23 protein-coding genes are annotated in these 22,553 nt (G+C 66.2%); 12 read left to right on the top strand and 11 right to left on the bottom strand.

What is annotated here, in order from left to right:
* Window positions 1-41 precede the first annotated feature (41 nt).
* The 7 genes from OHA42_RS19260 to OHA42_RS19230 all read left to right on the top strand — a co-directional run bounded on the left by OHA42_RS19260 (window position 42) and on the right by OHA42_RS19230 (window position 7,877).
* A complete protein-coding gene (locus tag OHA42_RS19260; RefSeq protein ID WP_406229278.1) occupies window positions 42-1,349 on the top strand; it encodes a transcriptional regulator in 1,308 nt (435 codons plus the stop codon).
* A gap of 92 nt (window positions 1,350-1,441) precedes the next feature.
* On the top strand, window positions 1,442-2,965 hold the full coding sequence (gene adh / locus OHA42_RS19255; protein ID WP_406238950.1) for an aldehyde dehydrogenase: 1,524 nt from the start codon (window positions 1,442-1,444) through the stop codon (window positions 2,963-2,965).
* Window positions 2,965-3,522, top strand: a complete 558-nt coding sequence (locus OHA42_RS19250) for a DUF779 domain-containing protein (protein ID WP_406238948.1) — start codon at window positions 2,965-2,967, stop codon at window positions 3,520-3,522. The genes adh and OHA42_RS19250 overlap by 1 nt, the downstream gene beginning before the upstream one ends.
* Window positions 3,523-3,547: 25 nt before the next feature.
* A complete protein-coding gene (gene eat / locus OHA42_RS19245) occupies window positions 3,548-4,981 on the top strand; it encodes an ethanolamine permease (protein ID WP_406238946.1) in 1,434 nt (477 codons plus the stop codon).
* Window positions 4,978-6,390 (top strand): ethanolamine ammonia-lyase subunit EutB, encoded by a 1,413-nt coding sequence (locus OHA42_RS19240; protein ID WP_406238945.1) that lies wholly within the window; start codon window positions 4,978-4,980, stop codon window positions 6,388-6,390. The genes eat and OHA42_RS19240 overlap by 4 nt, the downstream gene beginning before the upstream one ends.
* Window positions 6,387-7,178, top strand: coding sequence for an ethanolamine ammonia-lyase subunit EutC (gene eutC / locus OHA42_RS19235; protein ID WP_406238943.1), 792 nt, complete (start codon window positions 6,387-6,389; stop codon window positions 7,176-7,178). The genes OHA42_RS19240 and eutC overlap by 4 nt, the downstream gene beginning before the upstream one ends.
* 330 nt (window positions 7,179-7,508) lie before the next feature.
* Window positions 7,509-7,877, top strand: a complete 369-nt coding sequence (locus tag OHA42_RS19230) for a hypothetical protein (RefSeq protein ID WP_406238941.1) — start codon at window positions 7,509-7,511, stop codon at window positions 7,875-7,877.
* 74 nt (window positions 7,878-7,951) lie between these two features.
* Here OHA42_RS19230 and OHA42_RS19225 read toward each other — a convergent pair whose 3' ends face one another.
* The 3 genes from OHA42_RS19225 to OHA42_RS19215 all read right to left on the bottom strand — a co-directional run bounded on the left by OHA42_RS19225 (window position 7,952) and on the right by OHA42_RS19215 (window position 9,913).
* Window positions 7,952-8,146: a hypothetical protein gene (locus OHA42_RS19225; protein WP_328412425.1), complete on the bottom strand. Its 195-nt coding sequence runs from the start codon at window positions 8,144-8,146 to the stop codon at window positions 7,952-7,954.
* Between the two features lie 579 nt (window positions 8,147-8,725).
* Window positions 8,726-9,451, bottom strand: coding sequence for a hypothetical protein (locus OHA42_RS19220; protein WP_406238940.1), 726 nt, complete (start codon window positions 9,449-9,451; stop codon window positions 8,726-8,728).
* 84 nt (window positions 9,452-9,535) lie between these two features.
* Complete coding sequence (locus OHA42_RS19215; protein ID WP_406238938.1) at window positions 9,536-9,913, bottom strand: PepSY domain-containing protein; 378 nt, start codon at window positions 9,911-9,913, stop codon at window positions 9,536-9,538.
* Window positions 9,914-10,033: 120 nt separating this feature from the next.
* Between OHA42_RS19215 and OHA42_RS19210 the strand changes: the two genes are divergently transcribed.
* Window positions 10,034-10,711, top strand: coding sequence for a response regulator (locus tag OHA42_RS19210; RefSeq protein ID WP_406238936.1), 678 nt, complete (start codon window positions 10,034-10,036; stop codon window positions 10,709-10,711).
* Complete coding sequence (locus OHA42_RS19205; RefSeq protein ID WP_406238934.1) at window positions 10,704-12,134, top strand: sensor histidine kinase; 1,431 nt, start codon at window positions 10,704-10,706, stop codon at window positions 12,132-12,134. The genes OHA42_RS19210 and OHA42_RS19205 overlap by 8 nt, the downstream gene beginning before the upstream one ends.
* 83 nt (window positions 12,135-12,217) lie before the next feature.
* Here OHA42_RS19205 and OHA42_RS19200 read toward each other — a convergent pair whose 3' ends face one another.
* From OHA42_RS19200 to OHA42_RS19175, 6 genes are all read right to left on the bottom strand, one after another.
* Window positions 12,218-12,610, bottom strand: a complete 393-nt coding sequence (locus tag OHA42_RS19200) for a rhodanese-like domain-containing protein (RefSeq protein WP_406238932.1) — start codon at window positions 12,608-12,610, stop codon at window positions 12,218-12,220.
* Window positions 12,607-13,131 carry a cysteine dioxygenase family protein gene (locus OHA42_RS19195; RefSeq protein WP_328412413.1) on the bottom strand — a complete coding sequence of 175 codons (525 nt, stop codon included), beginning with the start codon at window positions 13,129-13,131 and terminating at the stop codon, window positions 12,607-12,609. Before OHA42_RS19195 ends, OHA42_RS19200 begins: the two co-directional genes overlap by 4 nt.
* A 276-nt stretch (window positions 13,132-13,407) precedes the next feature.
* Window positions 13,408-14,139, bottom strand: coding sequence for an alpha/beta fold hydrolase (locus tag OHA42_RS19190; RefSeq protein ID WP_406238930.1), 732 nt, complete (start codon window positions 14,137-14,139; stop codon window positions 13,408-13,410).
* A gap of 43 nt (window positions 14,140-14,182) precedes the next feature.
* On the bottom strand, window positions 14,183-15,148 hold the full coding sequence (locus OHA42_RS19185) for an alpha/beta hydrolase (RefSeq protein ID WP_406238928.1): 966 nt from the start codon (window positions 15,146-15,148) through the stop codon (window positions 14,183-14,185).
* 55 nt (window positions 15,149-15,203) lie between these two features.
* On the bottom strand, window positions 15,204-15,920 hold the full coding sequence (locus tag OHA42_RS19180; protein WP_406238926.1) for an alpha/beta fold hydrolase: 717 nt from the start codon (window positions 15,918-15,920) through the stop codon (window positions 15,204-15,206).
* Window positions 15,921-16,029: 109 nt separating this feature from the next.
* On the bottom strand, window positions 16,030-17,046 hold the full coding sequence (locus tag OHA42_RS19175; protein WP_406239466.1) for a GlxA family transcriptional regulator: 1,017 nt from the start codon (window positions 17,044-17,046) through the stop codon (window positions 16,030-16,032).
* A gap of 78 nt (window positions 17,047-17,124) precedes the next feature.
* On the opposite strand from OHA42_RS19175, the gene OHA42_RS19170 reads away from it, so the two are divergent.
* Entirely contained in the window at window positions 17,125-17,739 is a 615-nt protein-coding gene (locus tag OHA42_RS19170) for a TetR/AcrR family transcriptional regulator (protein WP_406238924.1), read from the top strand.
* A gap of 4 nt (window positions 17,740-17,743) precedes the next feature.
* On the opposite strand, the gene OHA42_RS19165 is transcribed toward OHA42_RS19170, so the two are convergent.
* Window positions 17,744-18,640 (bottom strand): LysR family transcriptional regulator, encoded by an 897-nt coding sequence (locus OHA42_RS19165; RefSeq protein WP_406238922.1) that lies wholly within the window; start codon window positions 18,638-18,640, stop codon window positions 17,744-17,746.
* Window positions 18,641-18,884: 244 nt separating this feature from the next.
* Here OHA42_RS19165 and OHA42_RS19160 point away from each other — a divergent pair, with 244 nt between their 5' ends.
* Together OHA42_RS19160 and katG are read left to right on the top strand one after the other, a co-directional pair.
* Window positions 18,885-19,301, top strand: a complete 417-nt coding sequence (locus OHA42_RS19160) for a Fur family transcriptional regulator (RefSeq protein WP_406239464.1) — start codon at window positions 18,885-18,887, stop codon at window positions 19,299-19,301.
* A 37-nt stretch (window positions 19,302-19,338) separates the two neighbouring features.
* Entirely contained in the window at window positions 19,339-21,570 is a 2,232-nt protein-coding gene (katG, locus tag OHA42_RS19155) for a catalase/peroxidase HPI (RefSeq protein ID WP_406238920.1), read from the top strand.
* Window positions 21,571-21,790: 220 nt separating this feature from the next.
* Here katG and OHA42_RS19150 read toward each other — a convergent pair whose 3' ends face one another.
* Window positions 21,791-22,540 carry a helix-turn-helix domain-containing protein gene (locus OHA42_RS19150; protein WP_406238918.1) on the bottom strand — a complete coding sequence of 250 codons (750 nt, stop codon included), beginning with the start codon at window positions 22,538-22,540 and terminating at the stop codon, window positions 21,791-21,793.
* Between the last annotated feature and the right edge of the window lie 13 nt (window positions 22,541-22,553).

The raw sequence follows: 22,553 nt of genomic DNA, 5'->3' as shown, positions 1-22,553 counted from the left end.
CCAGCGTTACAGTGGTTGCGAGCAAACACGAAGGAAACCGATTGAACACAGCAGCGCGCGGCAACCCCTGGGTCGCCGTCAGACCGGATGACGACCTCACGCAGTTGGCGCAACGAGTGTCGTCCGCGCACCGCTCCTTCCTCGAAGGCGTCGACCGTCCGCCGACGCCGCGCCCCGATGGCGACTCGGTACGTCCGGTGGTTCTCGATTCCTGGCGGCGCAGCCGCAACAACGGTGTGAACCCGGACGGCTTCGGCGATGCGGTGGACCTCGACGGTCTGGAACTGCAGCGGTATCGGGCCGCGCATCCGACGGCACTCATCCGGCCGGTGGTGCGAAAACTGCTGGTCGAAGACGCCGCCGAGGCCGGACTGCTCGTGGCGATCAGTGACGCCGAGGGCCGATTGCTCTGGGTCGAGGGCGATTCGAGGGTCAAAGACCGGGCCCTTGCGATGAACTTCGTGGAGGGCGCGGACTGGAGCGAGGACAGGGTCGGCACCAATGCCCCTGGTACCGCACTCGCCCTCGATCACCACGTGCAGATCTTCGGGGCAGAACACTTCAGCCGCGTCGCGCACGAGTGGAGCTGCTCGGCCGCCCCCGTGCACGATCCGCTCACCGGCCAAATCATCGGAGCCATCGACATCACCGGCGGCCCGCGCGTCGCCGCGGTGGAGGCATTGTCGCTGATCAGGGCGACTGTGCTGGCCGCGGAATCCGAGCTGCGACTGCACCTGCTCAACTCGCCCAAGCCGCTCGATGCGGCGACGCCGCGACTGCGGGTGCTCGGCTCGGACCGTCCGTCGCTGACCCGTGACGGTGAGCGCATCCGCTTGTCGCAACGGCATGCCGAGATCCTGTTGCTGCTGGCCGACCACCCGGAGGGACTGAGCGCCGACCACCTCGCGATGCTGCTCGACGAATCGGAGCTGGATCCGGTGACGGTGCGGGCGGAGCTGTCCCGAGTGCGAAAGCTGTTGGGCGCCAACGGTCTCGGCTCGCGACCGTATCGACTACTGATGGAGCTCGACACCGATGTCGACGAGGTCCGACGGGCACTCGCGCGCGGCGATACGACGGCGGCGTTGCGCGCCTATCCGGGCCCGATCCTGCCCCGCTCGCTGGCGCCCGGCATCACCGAGCTGCGCGCCGAGTTGCGTGGTCGACTGCGTGCCGCTCTGCTGACGGCGGGTGATCGCAGGCTGCTCGGCCGGTGGACAAGTTCGGTCGAGGGGCGCGACGACGTTGCGGCATGGACCGCCTACCTCGCTTCCCTCGACCGCCAGTCCTCGATGTATGCCCAGGTCAAGTCCCAGCTGACGCTACTCGACCACAAATTGGGCATTTGACCAGTTTCTTGCAACTGTCGTGCAACATGGACGCTCGTAGTGTTCCGGGTCACACCTGCCGCAGGAAATGTCACCAGACCGAGGAGCATTCGATGACCGTCTTCGCCCGCCCAGGAACGCCCGACGCCGCTATGTCGTTCCAGGCCCGCTACGACAACTGGATCGGCGGCGAATGGGTAGCGCCCGTCAAGGGGCAATACTTCGAGAATCCGACACCGGTCACGGGTCAGCCGTTCTGCGAGGTCGCCCGCGGCACCGCCGAGGACATCGAACTCGCCCTCGATGCCGCCCACGCCGCCGCGCCGGCCTGGGGCAAGACCTCGGTTGCCGAACGCGCGATCATCCTCAACAAGATCGCCGACCGGATGGAACAGCACCTCGAGGCGATCGCCCTCGCGGAGACCTGGGACAACGGCAAGCCGATCCGCGAAACCCTGGCCGCCGACATCCCGCTCGCGATCGACCACTTCCGCTACTTCGCCGGCGCCATCCGCGCCCAGGAGGGCTCGCTGTCGGAGATCGATGTCGACACGATCGCCTACCACTTCCACGAGCCGCTCGGCGTCGTCGGCCAGATCATTCCATGGAACTTCCCGATTCTGATGGCCACCTGGAAGCTCGCACCCGCCCTCGCCGCGGGTAATGCCGTCGTCCTCAAGCCCGCCGAGCAGACCCCGGCCTCGATCCTGTTCCTGATCAGCCTCATCGGCGATCTGCTGCCGCCCGGCGTCCTCAATATCGTCAACGGCTTCGGCGTCGAGGCGGGCAAACCACTGGCATCGAGCCCGCGGATCAAGAAGATCGCATTCACCGGCGAGACCACCACCGGCCGCCTGATCATGCAGTACGCCTCCCAGAATCTGATTCCGGTCACCCTGGAGCTCGGCGGCAAGAGCCCGAACATCTTCTTCTCCGATGTGCTCGCCGCGAATGACGACTACCAGGACAAGGCCCTGGAAGGCTTCACCATGTTCGCGCTCAATCAGGGCGAGGTCTGCACCTGCCCGTCGCGCGCACTTATCCAGGCCGATATCTACGACGAATTCCTGGCCTCGGCCGTGGTGCGCACCAAGGCTGTGCGGCAGGGCGATCCGCTCGACACCGAGACCATGATCGGCGCGCAGGCCAGCAACGATCAGCTCGAAAAGATCCTGTCCTACATCGAGATCGGCAAGGGCGAGGGCGCCACACTGCTGACCGGTGGCGAGCGCGCCGACCTCGGCGGCGACCTGTCCGGCGGCTACTACGTGCAGCCAACGGTCTTCGCGGGACACAACGCGATGCGGATCTTCCAGGAAGAAATCTTCGGCCCCGTCGTCTCGGTCACCTCGTTCGCCGACTACGACGACGCCATCAAGATCGCCAACGACACCCTCTATGGACTCGGCGCGGGTGTGTGGTCGCGCGACGGCGCGGTCGCCTACCGGGCCGGCCGCGACATCCAGGCCGGGCGGGTGTGGACCAACACCTACCACCAGTACCCCGCGCACGCGGCGTTCGGCGGCTACAAGCAGTCCGGGATCGGCCGCGAGAACCACCACATGATGCTCGACCACTACCAGCAGACGAAGAACCTCTTGGTCGGCTACGCGTCGAAGGCGCAAGGCTTCTTCTGATGGTCGATGCCGCTGCGGCAATTCCCCGGCGGGTGCGTGCCACCGCGGCGGCGATGGATCTGCTCCGTCGCCTCCACGGTCGGCACGGGCCGCTGATGCTGCACCAGTCCGGCGGCTGCTGTGACGGCTCGGCTCCGATGTGCTATCCCGCAGGCGAATTCGTGGTCGGCGACCGCGATGTGCTGCTCGGACTGCTCGATCTGCGGTTGCTGGTGGACGAACTGCCCGACACTGCGCCCGAACCGGACGATATCGCGCCGGTGTGGATCTCGGGCCCGCAGTTCGCCGCCTGGCAGCACACCCAGCTCGTCCTCGACGTCGTGCCGGGACGTGGTTCCGGATTCAGCCTGGAATCGCCGGAAGGGTTCCGATTCCTCAGTCGCGGAAGAGTTTTCGAGCAAGCCGAAATGCTCGCGCTGGCCACGGTCGACACCGTGACCGGCGCGGGCTGGGAGCGCGGCGAGCGTCCCGCACCACCAACCCAACCCCAGGTCGTCGCCGAAGCGGCCGATGCGTGCCCTGTTCCCGGCCGCGGAACATCCCAGAACACCCTGTGATTCATCCAGCAAGAAGGAGGTCGCAATGGCGATCCCCACCAATAAGCCCACCCACGAGGACTTCCACACCGAGGACAGTGCCTACCTCGCGAAGCGAACCCTGAAGTCGGGGTCCGCGGGCTGGTTACTCCTCGCCGGTCTCGGCATCAGCTACGTGATCTCCGGCGACTACGCCGGCTGGAACAACGGCTTGGCGCAAGGCGGTTTCGGCGGACTGCTCATCGCCACCGTGGTAATCGCAGGCATGTACCTGGCCATGGTGCTCGGCATGGCCGAGATGTCCTCGGCGTTGCCCGCCGCGGGTGGCGGCTACACCTTCGCCCGGCGCGCGCTCGGGCCATGGGGCGGCTTCGCTACCGGCGCAGCCGTTCTCATCGAGTACGCCATCGCGCCCGCCGCCATCGCGACGTTCATCGGCGCCTATGTCGAATCGCTGAACCTGTTCGGCATCACCGACGGCTGGTGGGTCTATCTGGCGGTGTACGCGTTGTTCATCGGCATTCACCTCACCGGTGCCGGTGAGGCGCTCAAGGCGATGTTCGTCATCACCGCGATCGCGTTGGTCGGTTTGGCCGTCTTCGCGGTGTCGGCGTGGGGATTGTTCGATGCGGGAAAGCTGACCGACATCCCGGCCGATCCCGCGGCGGTGGGCAGCTCGTCGTTCCTGCCGTTCGGATACTTCGGGATCTGGGCCGCGGTGCCCTTCGCGATCTGGTTCTTCCTGGCCGTCGAGGGTGTGCCGCTGGCTGCCGAAGAAGCGCGGGAGCCGGAGAAGAACGTGCCCAAGGGCATCATCATCAGCATGCTGGTGCTGATCGTCACCGGCGCGGCCGTGCTCTTCCTCGCCACCGGCGCGCTCGGCGCCGAGGCGATTTCAACCTCGGGCAACCCGCTGGTCGAGGCGCTCGGCGATTCCGGCGCCGCCAAGCTCGTCAACTACATCGGTCTGGCCGGATTGGTCGCAAGCTTCTTCTCGATCGTCTACGCCTACTCGCGCCAGACCTTCGCGCTCTCGCGGGCCGGATACCTGCCGACGAGCCTGTCGGTCACCAACGCGCGCAAAGCGCCGATGCTCGCGCTGATCGTGCCCGGCATCATCGGATTCGCACTCTCGCTGACCGGTGAGGGCGCGATGCTGCTGAACATGGCCGTCTTCGGCGCGGCGGTGAGCTACGTGCTCATGATGATCAGCCATATCGTGCTGCGCGTCCGGGAGCCGAACATGCCGCGGCCCTACCGCACCCCGGGCGGCATTCTCACCACGGCCTTCGCCCTCGTGATCGCCTGCGCCGCCGTCATCGCCACCTTCCTCGTCGACCGCACGGCCGCGAGCTGGACCCTGCTCGCCTTCGCCGGGTTCATGGCCTACTTCGGCCTCTACAGTCGCCATCACCTGGTCGCCAACTCGCCCGACGAGGAGTTCGCCGCCCTGGCCAAGGCGGAGGAGGAGCTCGAATGACGATCTATCACCAGCAGATCGGCGGCACCAACTACACCTTCGACGGCCTTGTCGAATTGATGGCCAAGGCGACGCCCCGGCGTGGCGGCGACGAATTGGCCGGCTGCGCGGCGGCATCCGACGCCGAGCGGGCGGCCGCGCAGTGGGCGCTGGCCGAGGTGCCGCTCGAGTGGTTCCTCCGCGAACTCTTGGTGCCCTACGAAGACGACGAGGTCACCCGGCTGATCATCGACTCGCACGATCGCGTTGCCTTCCAAGCGATCTCGCATCTGACCGTCGGTGGCCTGCGGGACTGGCTGATGGAGACATCGGCCCGCGATGACGCCGCCACCAGGCTGCGTGCGGTGTCCCCGGGGCTGACACCGGAAATGGTGGCCGCGGTCAGCAAGATCATGCGCAATCAGGACCTCATCGCGGTCGCCCGCGCCGCCGAGGTGACGGCGGGCTTCCGCACGACGATCGGGCTGCCCGGGCGACTGAGCACCCGCTTGCAGCCCAACCATCCGACCGACGACCCGCGCGGTATCGCCGCCGCGACCCTCGATGGCCTACTGCTCGGCTGCGGCGACGCCGTGATCGGTATCAATCCGGCGACCGATTCGCCGCACGCCACCGCGGATCTGCTGCACCTGCTCGACGAGATCCGCCAGCGCTTCGCCATTCCGACCCAGTCGTGTGTGCTCTCGCATGTGACCACCACGATCGAGCTGATCGAGCAGGGCGTTCCGGTGGATCTGGTCTTCCAATCCATCGCGGGCACCGAAGGCGCGAATACCGGCTTCGGGGTGAACATCTCGCTGCTGCGCGAAGGCAACGAAGCGGGGCGATCGCTGCATCGCGGCACCGTCGGCGACAACGTGATGTACCTGGAAACCGGGCAGGGATCGGCGTTGTCGGCGGGCGCGCACCTGGGCACTGGCGGCAAACCCGTCGACCAGCAGACCCTGGAGGCCCGCGCCTACGCGGTGGCAAGAGACCTGCAGCCGCTCTTGGTGAATACGGTCGTCGGCTTCATCGGCCCCGAATATCTCTATGACGGCAAACAGATCATCCGCGCCGGTCTCGAAGACCACTTCTGCGGCAAATTGCTCGGCCTGCCCATGGGCGTCGACGTCTGCTACACCAACCACGCCGAAGCCGACCAAGACGATATGGACACCCTGCTCACCCTCCTGGGTGCGGCCGGAGCGGCGTTCGTCATCGCGGTGCCCGGCGCCGACGACGTGATGCTCGGCTACCAGAGCCTCAGCTTCCACGACGCGCTGTACGCGCGGCGGGTACTAGGCCTGCGGGCCGCACCGGAGTTCGAGACGTGGCTGCAAGGACTCGGCATGGCCGATGCGGCGGGCCGGATCCTTCCGGTGGAAATCGCCTCCTCCCCGCTGCGCGAATTGACCGGAGCGCTATGAGCATCGAGCGCAGACACCTAGCGCCACAAGACTTCTGGGACACGCTGCGTCCGAGCACCCAGTCCAGGATCGGTTTGGGCCGGGTTGGCGATGCGCTGCCGACCGCGAGTGTGCTCGAATTCCGCTCGGCCCATGCCGCGGCCCGCGACGCGGTGCACCTGCCACTCGACGTGTCCGCCTTGGCAACTCGGGTCGAAGCGGTCGGCCTCGGCACCCCCGTGACCGTCCGCAGCCGGGCCACCTCCCGACCTGAATACCTGCGCCGCCCCGACCTCGGCCGACTCCCCGCCGACCTGACCGCTGTCCCCCACACCGGCGCCGACCTCGGCTTCGTCCTCGGCGACGGACTGTCCCCACGCGCACTCATGGACCACGGCGCACCGCTACTTGCCGCCCTCGCGGAAGAACTCGCCGGCAGCTATTCGATCGCGCCTCCGGTCATTGCCACCCAAGCCCGCGTCGCCCTCGGCGATCACATCGCCACCGCGATGGGCGTGCGCACCCTGGTCGTGCTCATCGGCGAACGCCCGGGCCTCTCGGTGGCCGACAGCCTCGGCATCTACCTCACCCACCTGCCGAAGCCCGGCCGGACCGACGCCGATCGCAACTGCATCTCCAATATTCATCCGCCCGAAGGCCTCGGCTACCACCAGGCGGCAAAGGTGGTGTCCAGCTTGATCTCCGGCGCACGGAAGCTGGGCAGATCCGGCGTGGACCTCAAGGACACCTCCCGCACCGAAGAGCTGGTTTCCACCGCGGTGCTGACGATTCCGGGGCCGGTCGAATAACAAGTTGAATAATCGACGACAATTGTGTGCCAACCGTTTGATGGATCCGCCTCCCTGTGCGGCGATAGTGGTATTTCCGCAGCCCGCCGCCGGGAGAATGACGGCATCGCGCTCCGATGAGATACGTACGTATACCCACCCATCCGGGGGCCCTTATCGTTCGGCCGTAGCCACGTCGTCGGCCACAAGAACCGTCATTGCGAGCAGTGACCTGCGGCTCGGCGACCCGGCGGGCCGGGTAATCCATTCGGGCCTCTTGGCGCGGCCGCCCGCGGGTCTTGCCATCGACTACCTACGCAATACAGAGGGAACACATACGGCGAGCTACCGATGCGCAACGTCGGCCGCTCGGCCATGCTCATTATGCCGACCGACGCAGCCCACAGGCCGTGTGGCAACTATCCACCCGCACTTTTGATCATTCAGGAAGTACCTCAGATGACCGAACAACCGGTGCAAACAAGGCCCGTTCGCCCGTGTGGCATTGCGGTAGATCGCATCGGCGCGAAGAGCGCAGCGACCAGAAATCGGCCTGGCCTGAACACCCAGGGCAGAGTCAGTCTGGTCGATGTCGCCATGGAGTGCGGAATCGCGGCCATTCAGCAACGGATTGCCGATCTACGTTCCGACGGCCATTACACGGCAGCGCTGTGTATCGAGCGAGAACTCGCTCAGTTGCGGCCGGACTCGCTGCCGTGATGCCCTGAGTGTCGCGGTGCAGGGCGGACTCGTCCACGGCGAGCAAGCGGCTGCGGTCATATCGAGTCGCTGACTCAATCCCACAGCCGCGAGCAAGGGAGCTCAGGCAGCACGGCGGAGATGTCGCTATCGATGGTCACCTGTAGTGCGGGTGACCATTTCGCCAGTGCCGCAGTGAAATTGCGAGCCTGCTCCACGGTCGCTCGGAACGCGAGGGCCAGCGCTCCGGATCCGATCCGGAGGCGGCATTCGACGGGTTGCTTCTTCATGGTGTCTCCGGATGATCGAAGGTCGGATGCGCGCAGGCAGACCGTTCTGGCCGAGCCCGGCGAAGGCGCGGACGAACGGTGCGGGCCACGCCACGGGCATCGAGCTGCCTGAAGTCCTTCATCGCATCGCCTTCCTCTCATCTCTGATCCTTCGATTGCGGCCTGGGCAGGCAGCGTGTCTGTCCGGGGCAGACAGAGTTCATGGCAGCAATTCCGCCCACCCTTCGTGGATATTGGCACGACGCCGTACCGCTATCGGGGTGTATGCAGGCTGACCAACCCGATGAACGCGAACCTGCGGCGCCTGGGTGACGTGGCTGGGCGGTCTACTGCCCAGCCAAAGGGGCAAGCCGAACCGACGGGACGTCCGCGGCACTACATCCGAGAGCACCCCACCGACGATCGGCAGGTTGCTCACCCACTCCAAGCTTCACGCGATGGCGGCGGCGGTGTCACGGCCAGTCTCACCTACCAGGACACGCTGCCGGTGCCGAGACCCTCAACACACGGTCTCGGCACTGGCGCCGGACCGTCACGACCCGGGTCATAGCGCCGGAAATCCGGGTCATACGCGGTGGATCACCTATTTTCTCTGGTCGGGTCATTCGCCTGGAAAGGCGAATTCACCGTGGTGAAGTATTGGACAATCGCACCGACGGCAATCGGGGCCGTGACGAGAAGTTGACCGGCGAGGGTGCCGAGTGCGCCCACCGCAATGATGCCGCCGATACAGCCGACGGCGGCAGCGGGGATGAACGGCCCGAACATGCCGATGATGGTGGCAGCGGCCACAGTCGCACCAGCGATGCCACCGAGTACACAGCCGACGATACCGCCGCCGATACCGCCGACCGTGGTGCCGATGGCGGCACCCGTCGCAATGGTGTCCTTCAGCCGAGTGAAGGCCGCGACTTCACGTTCGTACGGCGTTCGCCACAGCGCCTGGTCTTCGAAGGGGAGGGCAACCGGCTGGTAATTCGCATGCTCGATGTCGAATTGCGGCGTGAACGTTGCCGTCCGTTCCTCGATTACGGCGGCAATGGGGAATACGAAATCGTCGACGCGGAACTCCAGCGGAGTGCCCGCGAGAACGGTTCCGTCGGCTGCTCGGACTTCGAATGTTCCGTTCTCGACCGCCATCGAACCCGAATCGATCTGTATGACCGCGTTGTCTTCGGAAGCCGTGGTTGTGTAATTGACTACGCCGCTGTCGGTGGTGTGCGGAGCCGCGCTCGCCGTTCCCGCCGTGATGCCGACGACCGCGATGGCCAGTGTCGATACTGTAGAAATTTTGCTCAGAAGCATGTTCCCGGAACCTAACTCAGTCGTGTGGATGGTGCGAATACCTGTCGTTCGGAGCCGGATCGCCGGCTCCGAACGCCCGGTGTGTCAGTCCTGTTGCACCCTGCCGAGCACAGCGCCGGTGTTCGAGTCGATCGTCACCTCGTACTCGATGCCGTCGGGCGCTCTGAGTTCGACCTCCCAGGCCGTGGTGCCCTGGTCGGTGTCGAGCTCTGCGGAGATCACTGTGCTGCCCGGCACCACCCCGAGCGCCTTGTCGATGGCCTGCTGCCGGTCGATCGTCGGGGCCGCGGTGAGCACCCAGTCGTGGTGCGGCGGGAACAAAGCGACAGTGTGCTTGTCGTGCCACCGGCTATCGGTGCTCGCACTCATGGCCACAGCGCCGCCGACGAAGAGAGCCGCCACCGCCGCGCCGACGAGCAGCCAGCGCAGGCCTGCGAGTACGCGGCGAAGAATGGGATCCATGATGAAACCTCCTGTGAGAGTGGTTGTCTCGAAGCTGATGAGCACAATCGCAGGGTGTGGCTGAAGGCAGCCTGAAGGCACCTGAAATCCGTTTCAGGAACGGTCTGCCAGGCTGTGCGCATGCGTTTGCTGATCGTGGAAGACGAGCAGCGCCTGGCCGAGACCTTGGCCAAGGGGCTTGCGGCAGAAGGTTTTGCGGTGGATGTCGTCCATAACGGAATCGACGGCCTACATCGCGCGAGGACCGGCGACTACGACCTGGTCCTCCTGGACATCATGCTGCCCGGCATGAACGGTTACCGAGTGTGTGCCGAACTGCGCGCCGCAGGCGACGAGACACCGGTGCTGATGCTCACCGCGAAGGATGGCGAATACGACGAAGCGGAAGGGCTGGACACCGGCGCCGACGACTATCTCAGCAAGCCGTTCTCCTATGTGGTGCTGCTGGCTCGTATTCGGGCCCTGCTGCGCCGCAGAACCCGCGGCGGCGCACCGGTGTTGAGCGTCGGCGACCTGACAGTCGACCCGAATACCCACACCTGCCGACGAGGGACGCAGGAGGTGACATTGACCGCGAAGGAGCTCGCGGTCCTGGAGTACCTCGCCGTGCACGCCGGGGCGATAGTGTCGAAATCGGATATCCTCCAGCATGTCTGGGACTTCGCCTACGACGGCGACCCCAACATTGTCGAGGTGTACATCAGCACGCTGCGGCGAAAGATCGACGCGCCGTTCGGGCGTCGGTCGATCACCACTGTGCGTGGCGCCGGATACCGCTTGGTGGCCGATCGTGGCTGACCGATCACGGTGGTGGAGTTCGGTCCGCGCCCGCACCACCGCGATGGCCACCGCCGTCGTCGCGATCGCCCTGGTGGCCGCCGGGCTGGCGGTGCTCGCGGTGCTGCGGCACAACCTGGTCGACAGCGCAGGTCTGCAGGCGGAGTCGACCGCACGGCACGTCGCCGCCCAGCTCGCCGCCGGGACCGACTTCGCGAATCTGGAGCTGCCCGACGCGGACAGTCAACCGGTGCAGGTGGTTTCGGCCGACGGGCGGGTCTTGGCGGCCGATGACGATCTACTCGGCCACGGGCCCATGGCCGAATTCTCCCCTACCGCCGAATCGGAGTCCGAAGACGACGAAGACGACGAGGAGCCGGAGCCAGTATCCGCACCTGGCTCGGGCACCATCGCATTCCGCGATATGCGACTGCCGGTGGCCCACGAGGACACCGGAAGCCACGACTTCCGGGTCGCCGCGCTCGACGCCGACATCCCGCGCGGACAGCACATCACCATCTATGCCGGCGCTTCCCTCGCCATCGCCGACAACGCCGTCGCCGGCGTCAGCCGTGCCATGTCGATCGGTCTGGTTCCGTTGCTCGCCCTCGTCGCGGGCGTGACCTGGCTGGTCACCAGACGTGCTCTGCGCCCGGTGGAGGCGATCAGGAGCGAACTCGCCGAAATCATGGGCGGCGACCTCTCCCGCCGGGTGCCGGTGCCCGCCTCGCACGACGAAATCGCCCGGCTCGCAACCACAACCAACACCACGCTGACCGCTTTGGAGGAATCCGCGCAACGCCAGCGCCGCTTCATCGCCGACGCCGCACACGAGCTGCGCAGCCCCATCGCGAGCCTGCGCACCCAACTCGAGGTCGCCCAGGCCCATCCGCAACTACTCGAATTGGATGGACTGATCGCCGATTCCGTGCGACTGGAACATCTCGCCGCCGATCTCCTGCTGCTGGCCCGCCTCGACGCCGGCGAACAACCCCGCAGGGACCAAGTGGACCTCGCCACGTTGGCTCGCGATGAATTGGCCCACCGCAACGGCGACCGCCACCCGGTCCAGGTGCACATACCCGACGACTGTGTCGCCGTGCGGGGCAGCCGGATTCAGCTCAGCCGCGTGCTGGCCAACCTGGTCGACAACGCGCAGCGCCACGCCGCCACCGCAGTGCGCGTCACGCTGACACGCACCGACGGGACGGTGGTTTTGGCGATCAGCGACGATGGCAGCGGTGTGCCGGAGTCCGATCGGGACCGGATCTTCCAGCGGTTCGTCCGGCTCGACGAGGCTCGCAGCCGCGACGACGGCGGCGCGGGACTCGGTCTCGCCATCGTCCGCGACGTCGTCCAGCGTCACGGCGGCGAGATCCAGGTGGGTGCGAGCGCCGAAGGCGGCGCCCGCTTCGCGGTCACCCTGCCGCCTGCCGATCAATGAAGAGAGGTACCGAACGCGAGCGATCGCACCGCACCCGCCTACCCATCACACGCGGCTCATCAACCGAGCCCCGGGTCTGGACGCTATGGCACAGCCGGTGTTCCTCCGGCAATCACCGGCAATCCGGCCGCTTTCCACGCACGGAACCCGCCGATGAGGTCTGTAGCGTTTCGCAACCCCAACTCGCGTGCGTCGCGGGCGGCCAGACTCGAGGCGTAACCCTCGTTGCACAGGATCACCACCGCGGAATCCTCGGTGAGGCCGGGCAGGCGGTGCTCGCCGTGTGGGTCCAGACGCCATTCGAGCACGATCCGCTCGACGACCACCGAGCCGGGGATCTCGCCCTCGGCGGAGCGATTCGCAAACGGCCTGATGTCCACTACGAAGGCTCCGGCCGTTCGCAACGCCTCGGCCTGTTCCGGATCGACACGGACCAGGTGCTCACGGGCTCGCGCGAGCATTTCCTCGGCGCTCATACGCCCGCGAAATCCGTCAGGGCGCGGTACTCGCGCATCGGCCGCAGGGGTGGGGAATACGCGTGCACCGTCGCGGTCTGCTCCCCCGCTACGTTGCGGAGCAGGTGCGCCCTGTTGGGCCCGAACGCGACAGTGGCGCCCGCCCGCCGCTCGGCGGTCCGCACCCGGTCGTTCGGGAACGCGAATTCCTCGTGCAGTTCGCCGCGCAATACTGTGAAGGAACCGGATGCGCCGCCGTGGTCGTGTGGTTCGGTGCCCTGTCCGGTGGTCCAGGACAACAGCCACAGTTCGACGCCCATGGTCAGCGCGAGCCGCGTCCACCAGCGCTGACGAGAGTCGAATCGCACGATGCCCAGCAGCGGTTCGGCCAGCTCGCGTGTCACCGCGCTGGTCAGCTCGTGCAGTTCGTCCGGCGTCCACAGTGGTCGTTCCGCACGGACGAGATCGCTGAGCAGTGGAAAATCAATATCGGGATGGATGTCCTTGGTGTGCTTGAGGTTCACCGGAAGGGACGTCGTCACAGTGCGCTCCTGGCATCGTGGTGCGGTGGAAGATATGCAGCGTCACCGGCAACACGCACAGGCCACGACGCGAAGCAGGTCGACAACCCGATTTCGCGTGAGAAGCAGCCTTGGCACGTCGGACACCTTACACACCCCGTCGGCGACCTCCCAGCACGGGCAACCGCGAGAGCTCGCCACTGAGATCCATTCCCCATCTTGACAATTCGGCGAACTCGCCTCGCAAGAACCCCTTCCGACCCCAGCCGGAAGGGGTTTGCACCCACGGAGGTATGTCTACTTGTTCGCCGCCAACGCGATCAGATCACTGACCTCGCCCGGGTGGGAGACACTGACCGCATGTGAGGCAGAGACCTCGACGGTGTGGGCGGTAGCCCGCTCGGCCATAAACCGTTGCGCCTGCACAGGGATGTTCTTGTCCTCGGTGGTGAGCAGGGCGAACGTGGAAATGGTTCGCCACGCTGCCGCGGTTGCCGGTTCTTGTAGCGCGGCCAGAGCAACGGGCCGCTGGGTCGCGGCCAGCAACTCGGCGGTGGCGACGGGGACATCGGCGGCGAACTGTGCGGGGAATTCCTCCTGCCGGATATAGAGTTCGGTGCCCTGGCTCCCATCGGACAGCGGGTACTGCGCCGGACGGGTGGTCGGCGCGAGCGTGGAGCCGGGGAATTTGTCGGTTAATTGCAGCGCGCTCTCGCCCTCCGCGGGAATGAAGGCGGCGATATAGACGAGCGCTGTCACACTCGCTTTCCCGGCGGCGGCAACGGTGATGACGCTGCCGCCGTAGGAATGGCCGACCAGGACACACGGCCCTTCGATGCCGTCGAGGACCGAGCCGACATAGGCGGCGTCGCTGTCGAGGCCGCGCAGCGGGTTGGCCGCGGCGATGACGGAATATCCCTGTGCGCGCAGCTTTCCGACGACACCGTTCCAGCTGGAGGAGTCGGCGAACGCGCCGTGCACGAGCACGATGGTCGGTGTCGCGGACGCGGCCGCGGGTTCGGTACTCACGAATGTTTTCCTTCGAGTAGATCGATGTGCGTCATCGCGCGGGTCACGCTGGATGCAAGGCGGCCCGCAGCACCGCAACAGCTTGGGCGACAGCGGCTTTGGCGGCGGAGGTGTCGTGCATCGAGTTGACCATCACGAAGTCGTGGATGATGCCCCCGTAGCGGGCCTGGATCACCGGGACACCTGCGGCGCGCAGCTTGCCCGCGAATGCCTCGCCCTCGTCTCGCAGCACGTCTGCTTCGGCGGTGATGACCAGTGCGGGTGGCAGGCCCGACAGTTGCTCGGTAGTCGCTCGCAATGGCGACGCGGTGATCTGCGCCCGGTCTGCCTCGCTGGTGGTGTATTGATCCCAGAACCACCGCATGCCCTCACGGGTGAGGAAGTACCCTTCGGCGAACCGCTGGTAGGAGCCGGTGTCGAAGTTGGCATCGGTGACCGGATAGAACAGCACCTGCTGGGCGAACGAGATGTCGCCGCGCTCCTTGGCCATCAGCGTCAGCGCGATGGCCATATTGCCGCCGACCGAATCACCCGCGATCGCGATCCGGGACGGGTCGAGCGCCTTCTCGGCACCGTGGGTGGTGACCCACTGGGCGACCCGGTAGGACTGCTCGTTGGCCACCGGGTATCGCACCTCCGGCGAGCGATCGTATTCGGGGAACACCACCGCCGCGTGTACGCCGACGGCGAGATCCCGAACCAAGCGGTCGTGGGTGTGCGCGTCACCGAACACCCAACCGGCGCCATGGGTGTAGATGAGCACGGGCAGGGTCTCGGTGACGCCCTGCGGCTTGACGATCCTGGCCCGCACCGAACCGGTCGGGCCGCCCTCGATGGTGATCCACTCCTCGTCGATCTCCGGCTTGTCGATCGCCGAGTCCTGCACCGAATCCACAGCCTTGCGGCCTTCTTCCGGGGGCAACTGGTAGAGGAACGGAGGCTGGGAGGTCGCGTCGACGAACTCTTGCGCTGCCTGCTCGAGCGCGATTCCCAAGGGGTTTCCTGTCATCGTGGTTCCTTCCGGTAGGAATTGAATGTGTTGTGGTACTGCCGGTTTCGAAAGATCACGCGAGTTCGGCGAGCGCGTCGGTGAGGACGGTGACAACCTCGTCGGGGTGGGTTTGCATGACGAGGTGCGGTGCATCGATCTCGACGACCGATCGCAGCCCGGCCCGCTGGTATCCGAACCGTTCGACATCTGGGTTGATGGTGCGGTCAGCGCTCGACACGATTCCCCAGCTGGGCTTGGTCTTCCATGCTGCCACCGACGCGGGTTCATTGAAGGCGATTGCCGACAACGGCCGTTGGGAGACTGCGAGCACCTTCGCCCGCGCGGTGTCGAGGCCCGCAGCGAATACGTCGCCGAAGGCTTCGATGTCGACCGATACGTCGGTTCCCGGCTCGCCGTTGGCGGTCGGATAGGACGCGTAGACGAGGTTGGCGGCCAGCTCCGAGTCCGGGAAACCGCCTTGCAGCTGCCCCAAACTTTCGCCCTCTTCCAGCGCATAGCCCGAGACGAAGACGAGACCGACGACGTTGTCGGCCACCCCGGCGACGGTGATCACCGCGCCGCCGTAGGAGTGCCCTGCCAGCAGCACCGGACCATCGATCTGCTCGACGAAAGACCTGATGTAGGCAGCGTCCGCCGACAGGCTGCGGTTGAACACCGGCGGAGCAACGACCCGGTACCCCCTGGCCAGCAGCCGTGCGGTGACCGGATGCCAGCTGGAGGCATCGGCGAAAGCACCGTGCACGAGAACAATGGTTGCCGCGAAGGACATGGCGTTCCTTTCTCGATCGCTCGGATCGATGTGGATGGCGTCGTGCCGCACTAGCTTCCGCTGAGCGTTCCCGGCCGCGCCCCTCTCTACGGGCCGCAAAAACCCCCGATCAGGACACGGCGGCCGCGACCGGCGATTCGAGAACGGCGCCCGAGCCGGTGGAACGGAAACGCTGCTGGTACTTGCGCGGCGAGATGCCGAGCCTGGCCACAAACGCGCGGCGCAACGCTTCACTACTGCCGTAGCCTGCGGCCATCGCGGCCGCAGTGACGGTGTGCCCGGCGTGCAACATATCCCTCGCGACACCGAATCGGATGAAAGCGACGTATTCGGCGGGCGATCGTTCGAGTTCAGCCCGGAACAGCCGCGTCAGGTGCCGGACGCTGACCCGGGCATGGTCGGCCAAAGTCTGGACCGTATGCGGGAAGGCCGGGTCTGCGCAGATCAGATCGACGGCCTTGCGGACAACGGGGCTGCGCGGCACCGGCCCACTCAGCGAGGCGGAGAATTGCGATTGTCCACCGGCTCGCTGCATGTACACCACCAGCAACTGGGCAACCCGGCGGGCGATGTCGGCGCCGTAGTCCTCTTCGACGAGTGCCAGCGCGAGGTCGACGCCCGCCGCGACACCGGCCGAGCTGTACAGGTTGCCATCGCGCGCGAAGATCGCGTCCGGTTCCACCACCACCGAGGGATACCGCCGCGCGAGGTCCGCGGCGAATTTCCAGTGGGTCGTCGCACGTCTGCCATCGAAGAGGCCGAGGTCGGCCAGGACAAAAGCGCCACTGCAGATCGAGGCCAGCCGCCGCGTGTTGCAGGACAGGTGCCGCGCCGCCGCAATCACCTCGGGCGTCACGAACTTCGTCGGCGGCAGCTCGCTGCCGGGAATCACGATGGTGTCGAAACGACCGGCGTCGGCGGCCGCACCGCTCACCTCGATCCGCGCGCCGATCGAGGTCTGCACGTTTTCGCCATCGGCCGAGATCAGGACGAGCTCGTAACCGGGCACCGTCTGGTTGGCCTCCACGAAAACCTCGGCCGGGCCGACGAAATCGAGCATCTTGACACCATCGAAGACCAGAATGCCGATGCGCCGACGGGGCGGCTCTGCAAAATTAGGGGCCATGTCAACCATTATTATGGAGGGGTGCCTCCAGAACAAGTGATGTGGGCCGCCTCGCACCCCGATTGGTACGGTGAGCGCATGGGCAGGCCGAGGCAGTTCGATGAATCGAACCTGCTCGACGCCGCCACGGAGTTGTTCTGGTCGCAAGGATTCGACGAAACCTCGGTGGAGGACGTCTCGCGGGCGACCGGCGTCGGGAACGGCAGCATCTACGCCGCCTACGGCAACAAACGAGGCTTGTTCCTCGCGGCGTTCGAACGCTACTGCGAGCGTCGCGGCCGATTCGTTCGCGAGGTCATCGGGTCCGCGCCCGGCTCGGCACGCGCCGCGGTGCAGACGCTTTTTCAAGCGATCATCGACGACTGCGCCGCACACCCGGATCGGCGCGGCTGCCTGATGATCAACAGCATCGCGCAGCTCGCCACCCGCATCCCGGAGGTCGCGGCCATCAGCACCCGGACCACCACAGCCATGGAGCAGGGCGTCGCCGAGCGGCTGCACGACGCTGCCCGCCTCGGCGGGGGGGCCATCGACGAGGCCGCGCTCTCGGCGCACAGCGCCAATATCGTGGTGGTGACACAGGGTCTGATCCAACTGAGCCGCTTAGGAATTCCACCGGAGCGGTTACGCGAAATCGCTGACGTGTCGAGCCGGTCGCTGCCTCCGGCGTGGGCCGATCACGTCGTCCACTGACTGTTCAGCCCTGATCGAGCTGTCCCAGCTCCCGGATGACTCGGGCAAAGGCACGGACCTGCTCGGTTTCTCTATCGCTGCGCCAGACCGGCGCCCATCGCACCAAAACGGAATCGGTGATGGGTAGATAGGTGATGCCAGGGCGGTTGTAATAGCGGGCGATATGGCTCATGCCGCTGGTGAGAATACCGCCGGTGCTGGCGGTGGTCAGGATGTCTTCGAGCGTCGAGATCGGGGCGACACGGTGGATGGGCCTGCCCGAAGGAGTCTGGAAGGGGCTGACGGCGTCCTCCCAGTAGTCGGGCAGCGGTGCGCTGGGTTCGAGCACGCCACGGTCGCCGAAAACCTCGAGTGACACCCATTTCTCACCCGCTAGTTCGTGATGGTCGGGCATCACTGCCACCATCGGCTCCACAGAGATGATCGGCCCGACGGTCACGCCCGGTTCTTCGACGGGCAACCACGCGATGATGATGTCGGCTTCGTCGCGATGCAGCGGTCCGAACTGATCGCTGAACTCGCTGCTGCGGATCTGCAGCTCCCAAGACGGGTGCCTGCTGCGGAAAACATCCCAGAACGGCTGGTAGTCATAGGGGTTGTAGCCGATCATGGCAACGCGCAGCACACCGGAAATGCCCCTGGCGGCCTGGCGGGCGTGTTCGATCGCCTGAACGACGCCGTGATAGGCCGGCTGCAGTTCGGCAAGCAGTTGGCGGCCGAGCAGCGTGAGCTGGACGTTGCGGGGGTTGGACCGGTCGACCAGGCGACCGCCGATCCGACGTTCCTGACTCTTGATCGACTGACTGACGCGGGCCTGCGAGATATGTAGCCGCCAAGCGGTTCTCCCGAAATGCAGCTCTTCGGCCAGCGTCAGAAAGATCTCTATGTCTCGCAGTTCCACCGGGATGCTCCTGACAAGCCGTGCTCCATCACGACCGAAGACTACGATGTTTTCGCTGTTCGCGCGGCGGCTACCCCGGCGTCCCCGCTCCGCGCCGACCAACCCGCCGACCGCGGCGATCACCGCTCGCCCGCTGGACGAGCCACCGCCCTGTTTCGGAAAAAAACTTTCCCCGAATCACCCCCGGCCAATACTTGAATGAGTAATACTTCGGAATGTGTCCACCAAATCGGATTTCGAGCGCATGCTGCGCGGGGCCGCTCTGCGCGTGACGGCGCCGCGGCTGGCGGTGCTGACCGCGGTGCACAACCATCCGCACTCCGACACGGACTCGATCCTCGGTCGAGTGCGCGAGACCCTCGGTGCGGTGTCCCATCAGGCCGTGTACGACGTGCTGCGGGCACTGACCGCCGCAGGTCTGCTGCGGCGCATCCAGCCGATGGGCACGGTGGCGCGCTACGAAACGCGCGTCGGTGACAACCACCATCACCTCGTGTGCCGGTCGTGCGGCGTCATCACCGACGTCGACTGCGCCGTCGGCGAGGCGCCCTGCCTGACCGCCTCGGACCACAACGGTTTCGTCCTCGATGAGGCCGAGGTCATCTATTGGGGCCTGTGCCCCGACTGCTCCGCAAAACAGACGTCACGAACACCCCAGTGATCACAGCCCGATTCACTCACTCCCGAAAGGAATTGCCGTGCCCCAGGAACACCCGCCCATCGGAGAGGCGCAAACCGAACCCGCCGAGAGTGGTTGCCCCGTCACGTCAGGTCGCCTCAAGTATCCGAGCGAGGGCGGCAGCAACCGTGACTGGTGGCCCAACCAGCTCAACCTGAGAATCCTCCAGAAGAACCCCGCCGTGGCCAATCCCATGGGCGAGGACTTCGACTATGCCGCGGAATTCAAGACCCTCGATCTGGCCGCGGTGAAGCAGGACATCGAGGAGGTGATGACAACCTCGCAAGAGTGGTGGCCCGCCGACTACGGCCACTACGGCCCGTTGTTCATTCGGATGGCCTGGCATGCCGCAGGCACCTACCGCATCAACGACGGTCGCGGTGGAGCGGGCGCAGGCATGCAGCGGTTCGCGCCGCTCAACAGCTGGCCCGACAACGCCAGCCTCGACAAAGCGCGCCGCCTGCTGTGGCCGGTCAAACAGAAGTACGGCAAGAAGCTCTCCTGGGCCGACCTGATCGTCTACGCGGGCAATGTTGCACTGGAGTCGATGGGCTTCGACACCTTCGGCTTCGGCGGCGGCCGCGTCGACCAGTGGGAGCCAGAGGAGGACGTCTACTGGGGTCCTGAGCACACCTGGCTCGACGACGAGCGGTACACCGGCACCCGGGATCTCGAGAACCCCCTCGCCGCAGTCCAGATGGGCCTGATCTACGTGAACCCGGAGGGGCCCAACGGCAACCCGGACCCGCTCCTCGCGGCCACCGACATCCGTGAGACGTTCCGTCGCATGGCCATGAACGATGTCGAGACGGCGGCGCTCATCGTCGGCGGCCACACCTTCGGCAAGACGCACGGTGCGGGCGATGCCGACCTCGTCGGCCCCGAGCCGGAGGCCGCTCCCCTGGAAGAACAGGGCCTCGGCTGGAAGAGCTCCTTCGGCACCGGTGTCGGCAAGGACGCGATCACCAGTGGTCTGGAGGGCACTTGGACGCCTACACCGACCAAGTGGGACAACAGCTTCCTCGAAACCCTCTACGGCTACGAGTGGGAGAAGACCAAGAGCCCCGCCGGCGCGTGGCAGTACATCCCCAAGGACGGCGCCGGGGCGGGCACCGTGGCCGACGCCCACGACCCGTCGAAGAGCCACACCCCGGTGATGCTGACAACGGACCTCTCGCTGCGGGTCGACCCCGTCTACGAGCAGATCACCCGGCGTTGGCTCGACCACCCCGACGAGCTCGCGGACGAGTTCGCCAAGGCCTGGTACAAGCTGACCCACCGCGATATGGGGCCGATCGTCCGCTACCTCGGGCCGCTGGTCCCGCAGGAGGTGCTGCTGTGGCAGGACCCTGTCCCCGCGGTGACGCACGATCTCATCGGGGCAGCCGACATCGCCGCCCTCCGGAGCCAGATCCTGTCGTCGGGTCTGTCTGTCTCGCAGCTTGTTTCGACCGCGTGGGCGGCGGCGGCGTCGTTCCGCGGCAGTGACAAGCGTGGCGGCGCGAACGGCGGACGTATCCGCCTCCAGCCGCAGAGCGGGTGGGAGGTCAACAACCCCGACGAGCTCGCACAGGTGGTGCGGACCCTGGAGGGGATCCAGGAGTCCTTCAACGCGGCACAAACCGGGAACACGCGGGTGTCGTTCGCCGATCTCGTCGTGCTCGCCGGGTCCGTGGCCGTCGAGCAGGCCGCCAGGAACGCCGGCCACGACGTCGAGGTGCCGTTCACGCCGGGACGCACGGACACCACGCAGGAGCAGACCGATGTGGAGTCCTTCTCGGCGCTGGAGCCGAATGCGGACGGCTTCCGCAACTACCTCGGCAAGGCCAGTAGGCTCCCGGCCGAGTACCTGCTGATCGACAAGGCGAACTTGCTGACCCTGAGCGGTCCGGAAATGACCGTCCTCGTCGGCGGCCTGCGCGTGCTCGGCGCGAACTACAAGCAGTCGCCGCTGGGCGTGTTCACCGCGACCCCCGAGTCGTTGACCAACGACTTCTTCGTGAACCTGCTCGACATGAGCACGAAGTGGGAGCCGACGTCACCCGACGACGGGACCTACGAGGGCAAGGATCGCAACAGCGGCGAGGTCAAGTGGACAGGTAGCCGCGCCGACCTGGTCTTCGGGTCGAATTCGCAGCTGCGCGCTCTCGCAGAGGTCTACGCGACCGACGATGCGAAGCAGAAGTTCGTCGAGGACTTCGTCGCCGCGTGGACCAAGGTGATGAACCTGGACCGGTTCGACCTCGCCTGATCACGGCGCGACGACCGGCCGACGGGCCGGTCGTCCATGCCTCATACGGCACCCCGCGAGCAGATACCGCTCGCGGGGTGTCGTGCGCTTGTTCTTCAGTGGCAGCGGCGGTTTCGTGGATCCGGCGCCACTGGTTGCGGTAGTCGACAATGCTCGCTATCCCCCTGACCGTGCGGCGGGTCCGCCGGCTCGGGATGTGCAGGCATAGTGGCGATTTCGTTCACGAGTCCGCGGCGACGATGTGCACGCCGCTGGCGATCACGGCGGTCGCGGTCAGGCCGAAGATCGCGTGAAATGTGTCGCTGAAGTGGCTGGGGGAAGCGAACCCGGCCTCGGTGGCGGCCCGGGTGAGGTCCATCCCTTTGCCTACGGCAGTGGCGACGTACAGCATTCGTGCCCACACGCGGTATCGGCGGAAACTGGTGCCCGCGTGTACCGAGAAGAGATGCAGAAATCGGGAGGTGGATAGCCCCGCCGCGGCGGCGAGTTCGCCCGCGGTGGGATTGCGGGCCGGTTGATCTCTGATCGTGAGCATGGCGGCGCGGATGCGTCCGTCGATGACCGGAGGTTCCGGTGCACCGAGCACACGTTCGAGCAGCGGCCCGGAATCCGGCGCCTGCGAGTCACGCAGATAACCGCGGATCGCAGACTCGGCGCGATGGTGGAAACAGATGCTCGGTGACTGGTCGAGCATCGCGGCGCGGAGGTTTCGACCGCGTGCCGCGCCGGGGTCGAGATACAAGAACAGCATTCGACCATCCCCGGAGACGATCTGATGCCTGGTCCGTGCGGGGATCAACGCGCTGCAGACGTGGCGTTCACCGCATTCCGACGCGTGCAGCGTGAACGGAGCATCCACCCCTATGGCGAAACAATCCACGGCAGTGGTGTGTGCGTCGAGATGAAAGGACGGTCCGAGGTACGCGGCTTGCCCGGGCCACAGCCAGATCGTCGGAGTCATACGCGTCATGATCGCACCGCGG

Source organism: Nocardia sp. NBC_01009 (assembly GCF_045208035.1).
In the GTDB taxonomy this organism is placed as follows: Bacteria; Actinomycetota; Actinomycetes; order Mycobacteriales; family Mycobacteriaceae; genus Nocardia.
The sequence above is the reverse complement of the archived record's forward strand: the minus strand, read 5'-3'. Positions and strand labels throughout refer to the sequence as shown.

Excerpts from the sequence above, each read along its gene's own strand:
- eat (WP_406238946.1), top strand. The coding sequence starts at position 3,548 with ATGGCGATCCCCACCAATAAGCCCACCCACGAGGACTTCCACACCGAG.
- OHA42_RS19180 (WP_406238926.1), bottom strand. The coding sequence starts at position 15,920 with ATGTCCTTCGCGGCAACCATTGTTCTCGTGCACGGTGCTTTCGCCGAT.
- eutC (WP_406238943.1), top strand. The coding sequence starts at position 6,387 with ATGAGCATCGAGCGCAGACACCTAGCGCCACAAGACTTCTGGGACACG.
- OHA42_RS19220 (WP_406238940.1), bottom strand. The coding sequence starts at position 9,451 with ATGCTTCTGAGCAAAATTTCTACAGTATCGACACTGGCCATCGCGGTC.
- OHA42_RS19175 (WP_406239466.1), bottom strand. The coding sequence starts at position 17,046 with ATGGCCCCTAATTTTGCAGAGCCGCCCCGTCGGCGCATCGGCATTCTG.
- OHA42_RS19250 (WP_406238948.1), top strand. The coding sequence starts at position 2,965 with ATGGTCGATGCCGCTGCGGCAATTCCCCGGCGGGTGCGTGCCACCGCG.
- OHA42_RS19160 (WP_406239464.1), top strand. The coding sequence starts at position 18,885 with ATGCTGCGCGGGGCCGCTCTGCGCGTGACGGCGCCGCGGCTGGCGGTG.
- OHA42_RS19200 (WP_406238932.1), bottom strand. The coding sequence starts at position 12,610 with ATGAGCGCCGAGGAAATGCTCGCGCGAGCCCGTGAGCACCTGGTCCGT.
- OHA42_RS19170 (WP_406238924.1), top strand. The coding sequence starts at position 17,125 with ATGGGCAGGCCGAGGCAGTTCGATGAATCGAACCTGCTCGACGCCGCC.
- OHA42_RS19225 (WP_328412425.1), bottom strand. The coding sequence starts at position 8,146 with ATGAAGAAGCAACCCGTCGAATGCCGCCTCCGGATCGGATCCGGAGCG.
- OHA42_RS19185 (WP_406238928.1), bottom strand. The coding sequence starts at position 15,148 with ATGACAGGAAACCCCTTGGGAATCGCGCTCGAGCAGGCAGCGCAAGAG.
- adh (WP_406238950.1), top strand. The coding sequence starts at position 1,442 with ATGACCGTCTTCGCCCGCCCAGGAACGCCCGACGCCGCTATGTCGTTC.
- OHA42_RS19230 (WP_406238941.1), top strand. The coding sequence starts at position 7,509 with ATGCGCAACGTCGGCCGCTCGGCCATGCTCATTATGCCGACCGACGCA.
- OHA42_RS19240 (WP_406238945.1), top strand. The coding sequence starts at position 4,978 with ATGACGATCTATCACCAGCAGATCGGCGGCACCAACTACACCTTCGAC.
- OHA42_RS19215 (WP_406238938.1), bottom strand. The coding sequence starts at position 9,913 with ATGGATCCCATTCTTCGCCGCGTACTCGCAGGCCTGCGCTGGCTGCTC.
- OHA42_RS19150 (WP_406238918.1), bottom strand. The coding sequence starts at position 22,540 with ATGACGCGTATGACTCCGACGATCTGGCTGTGGCCCGGGCAAGCCGCG.
- OHA42_RS19210 (WP_406238936.1), top strand. The coding sequence starts at position 10,034 with ATGCGTTTGCTGATCGTGGAAGACGAGCAGCGCCTGGCCGAGACCTTG.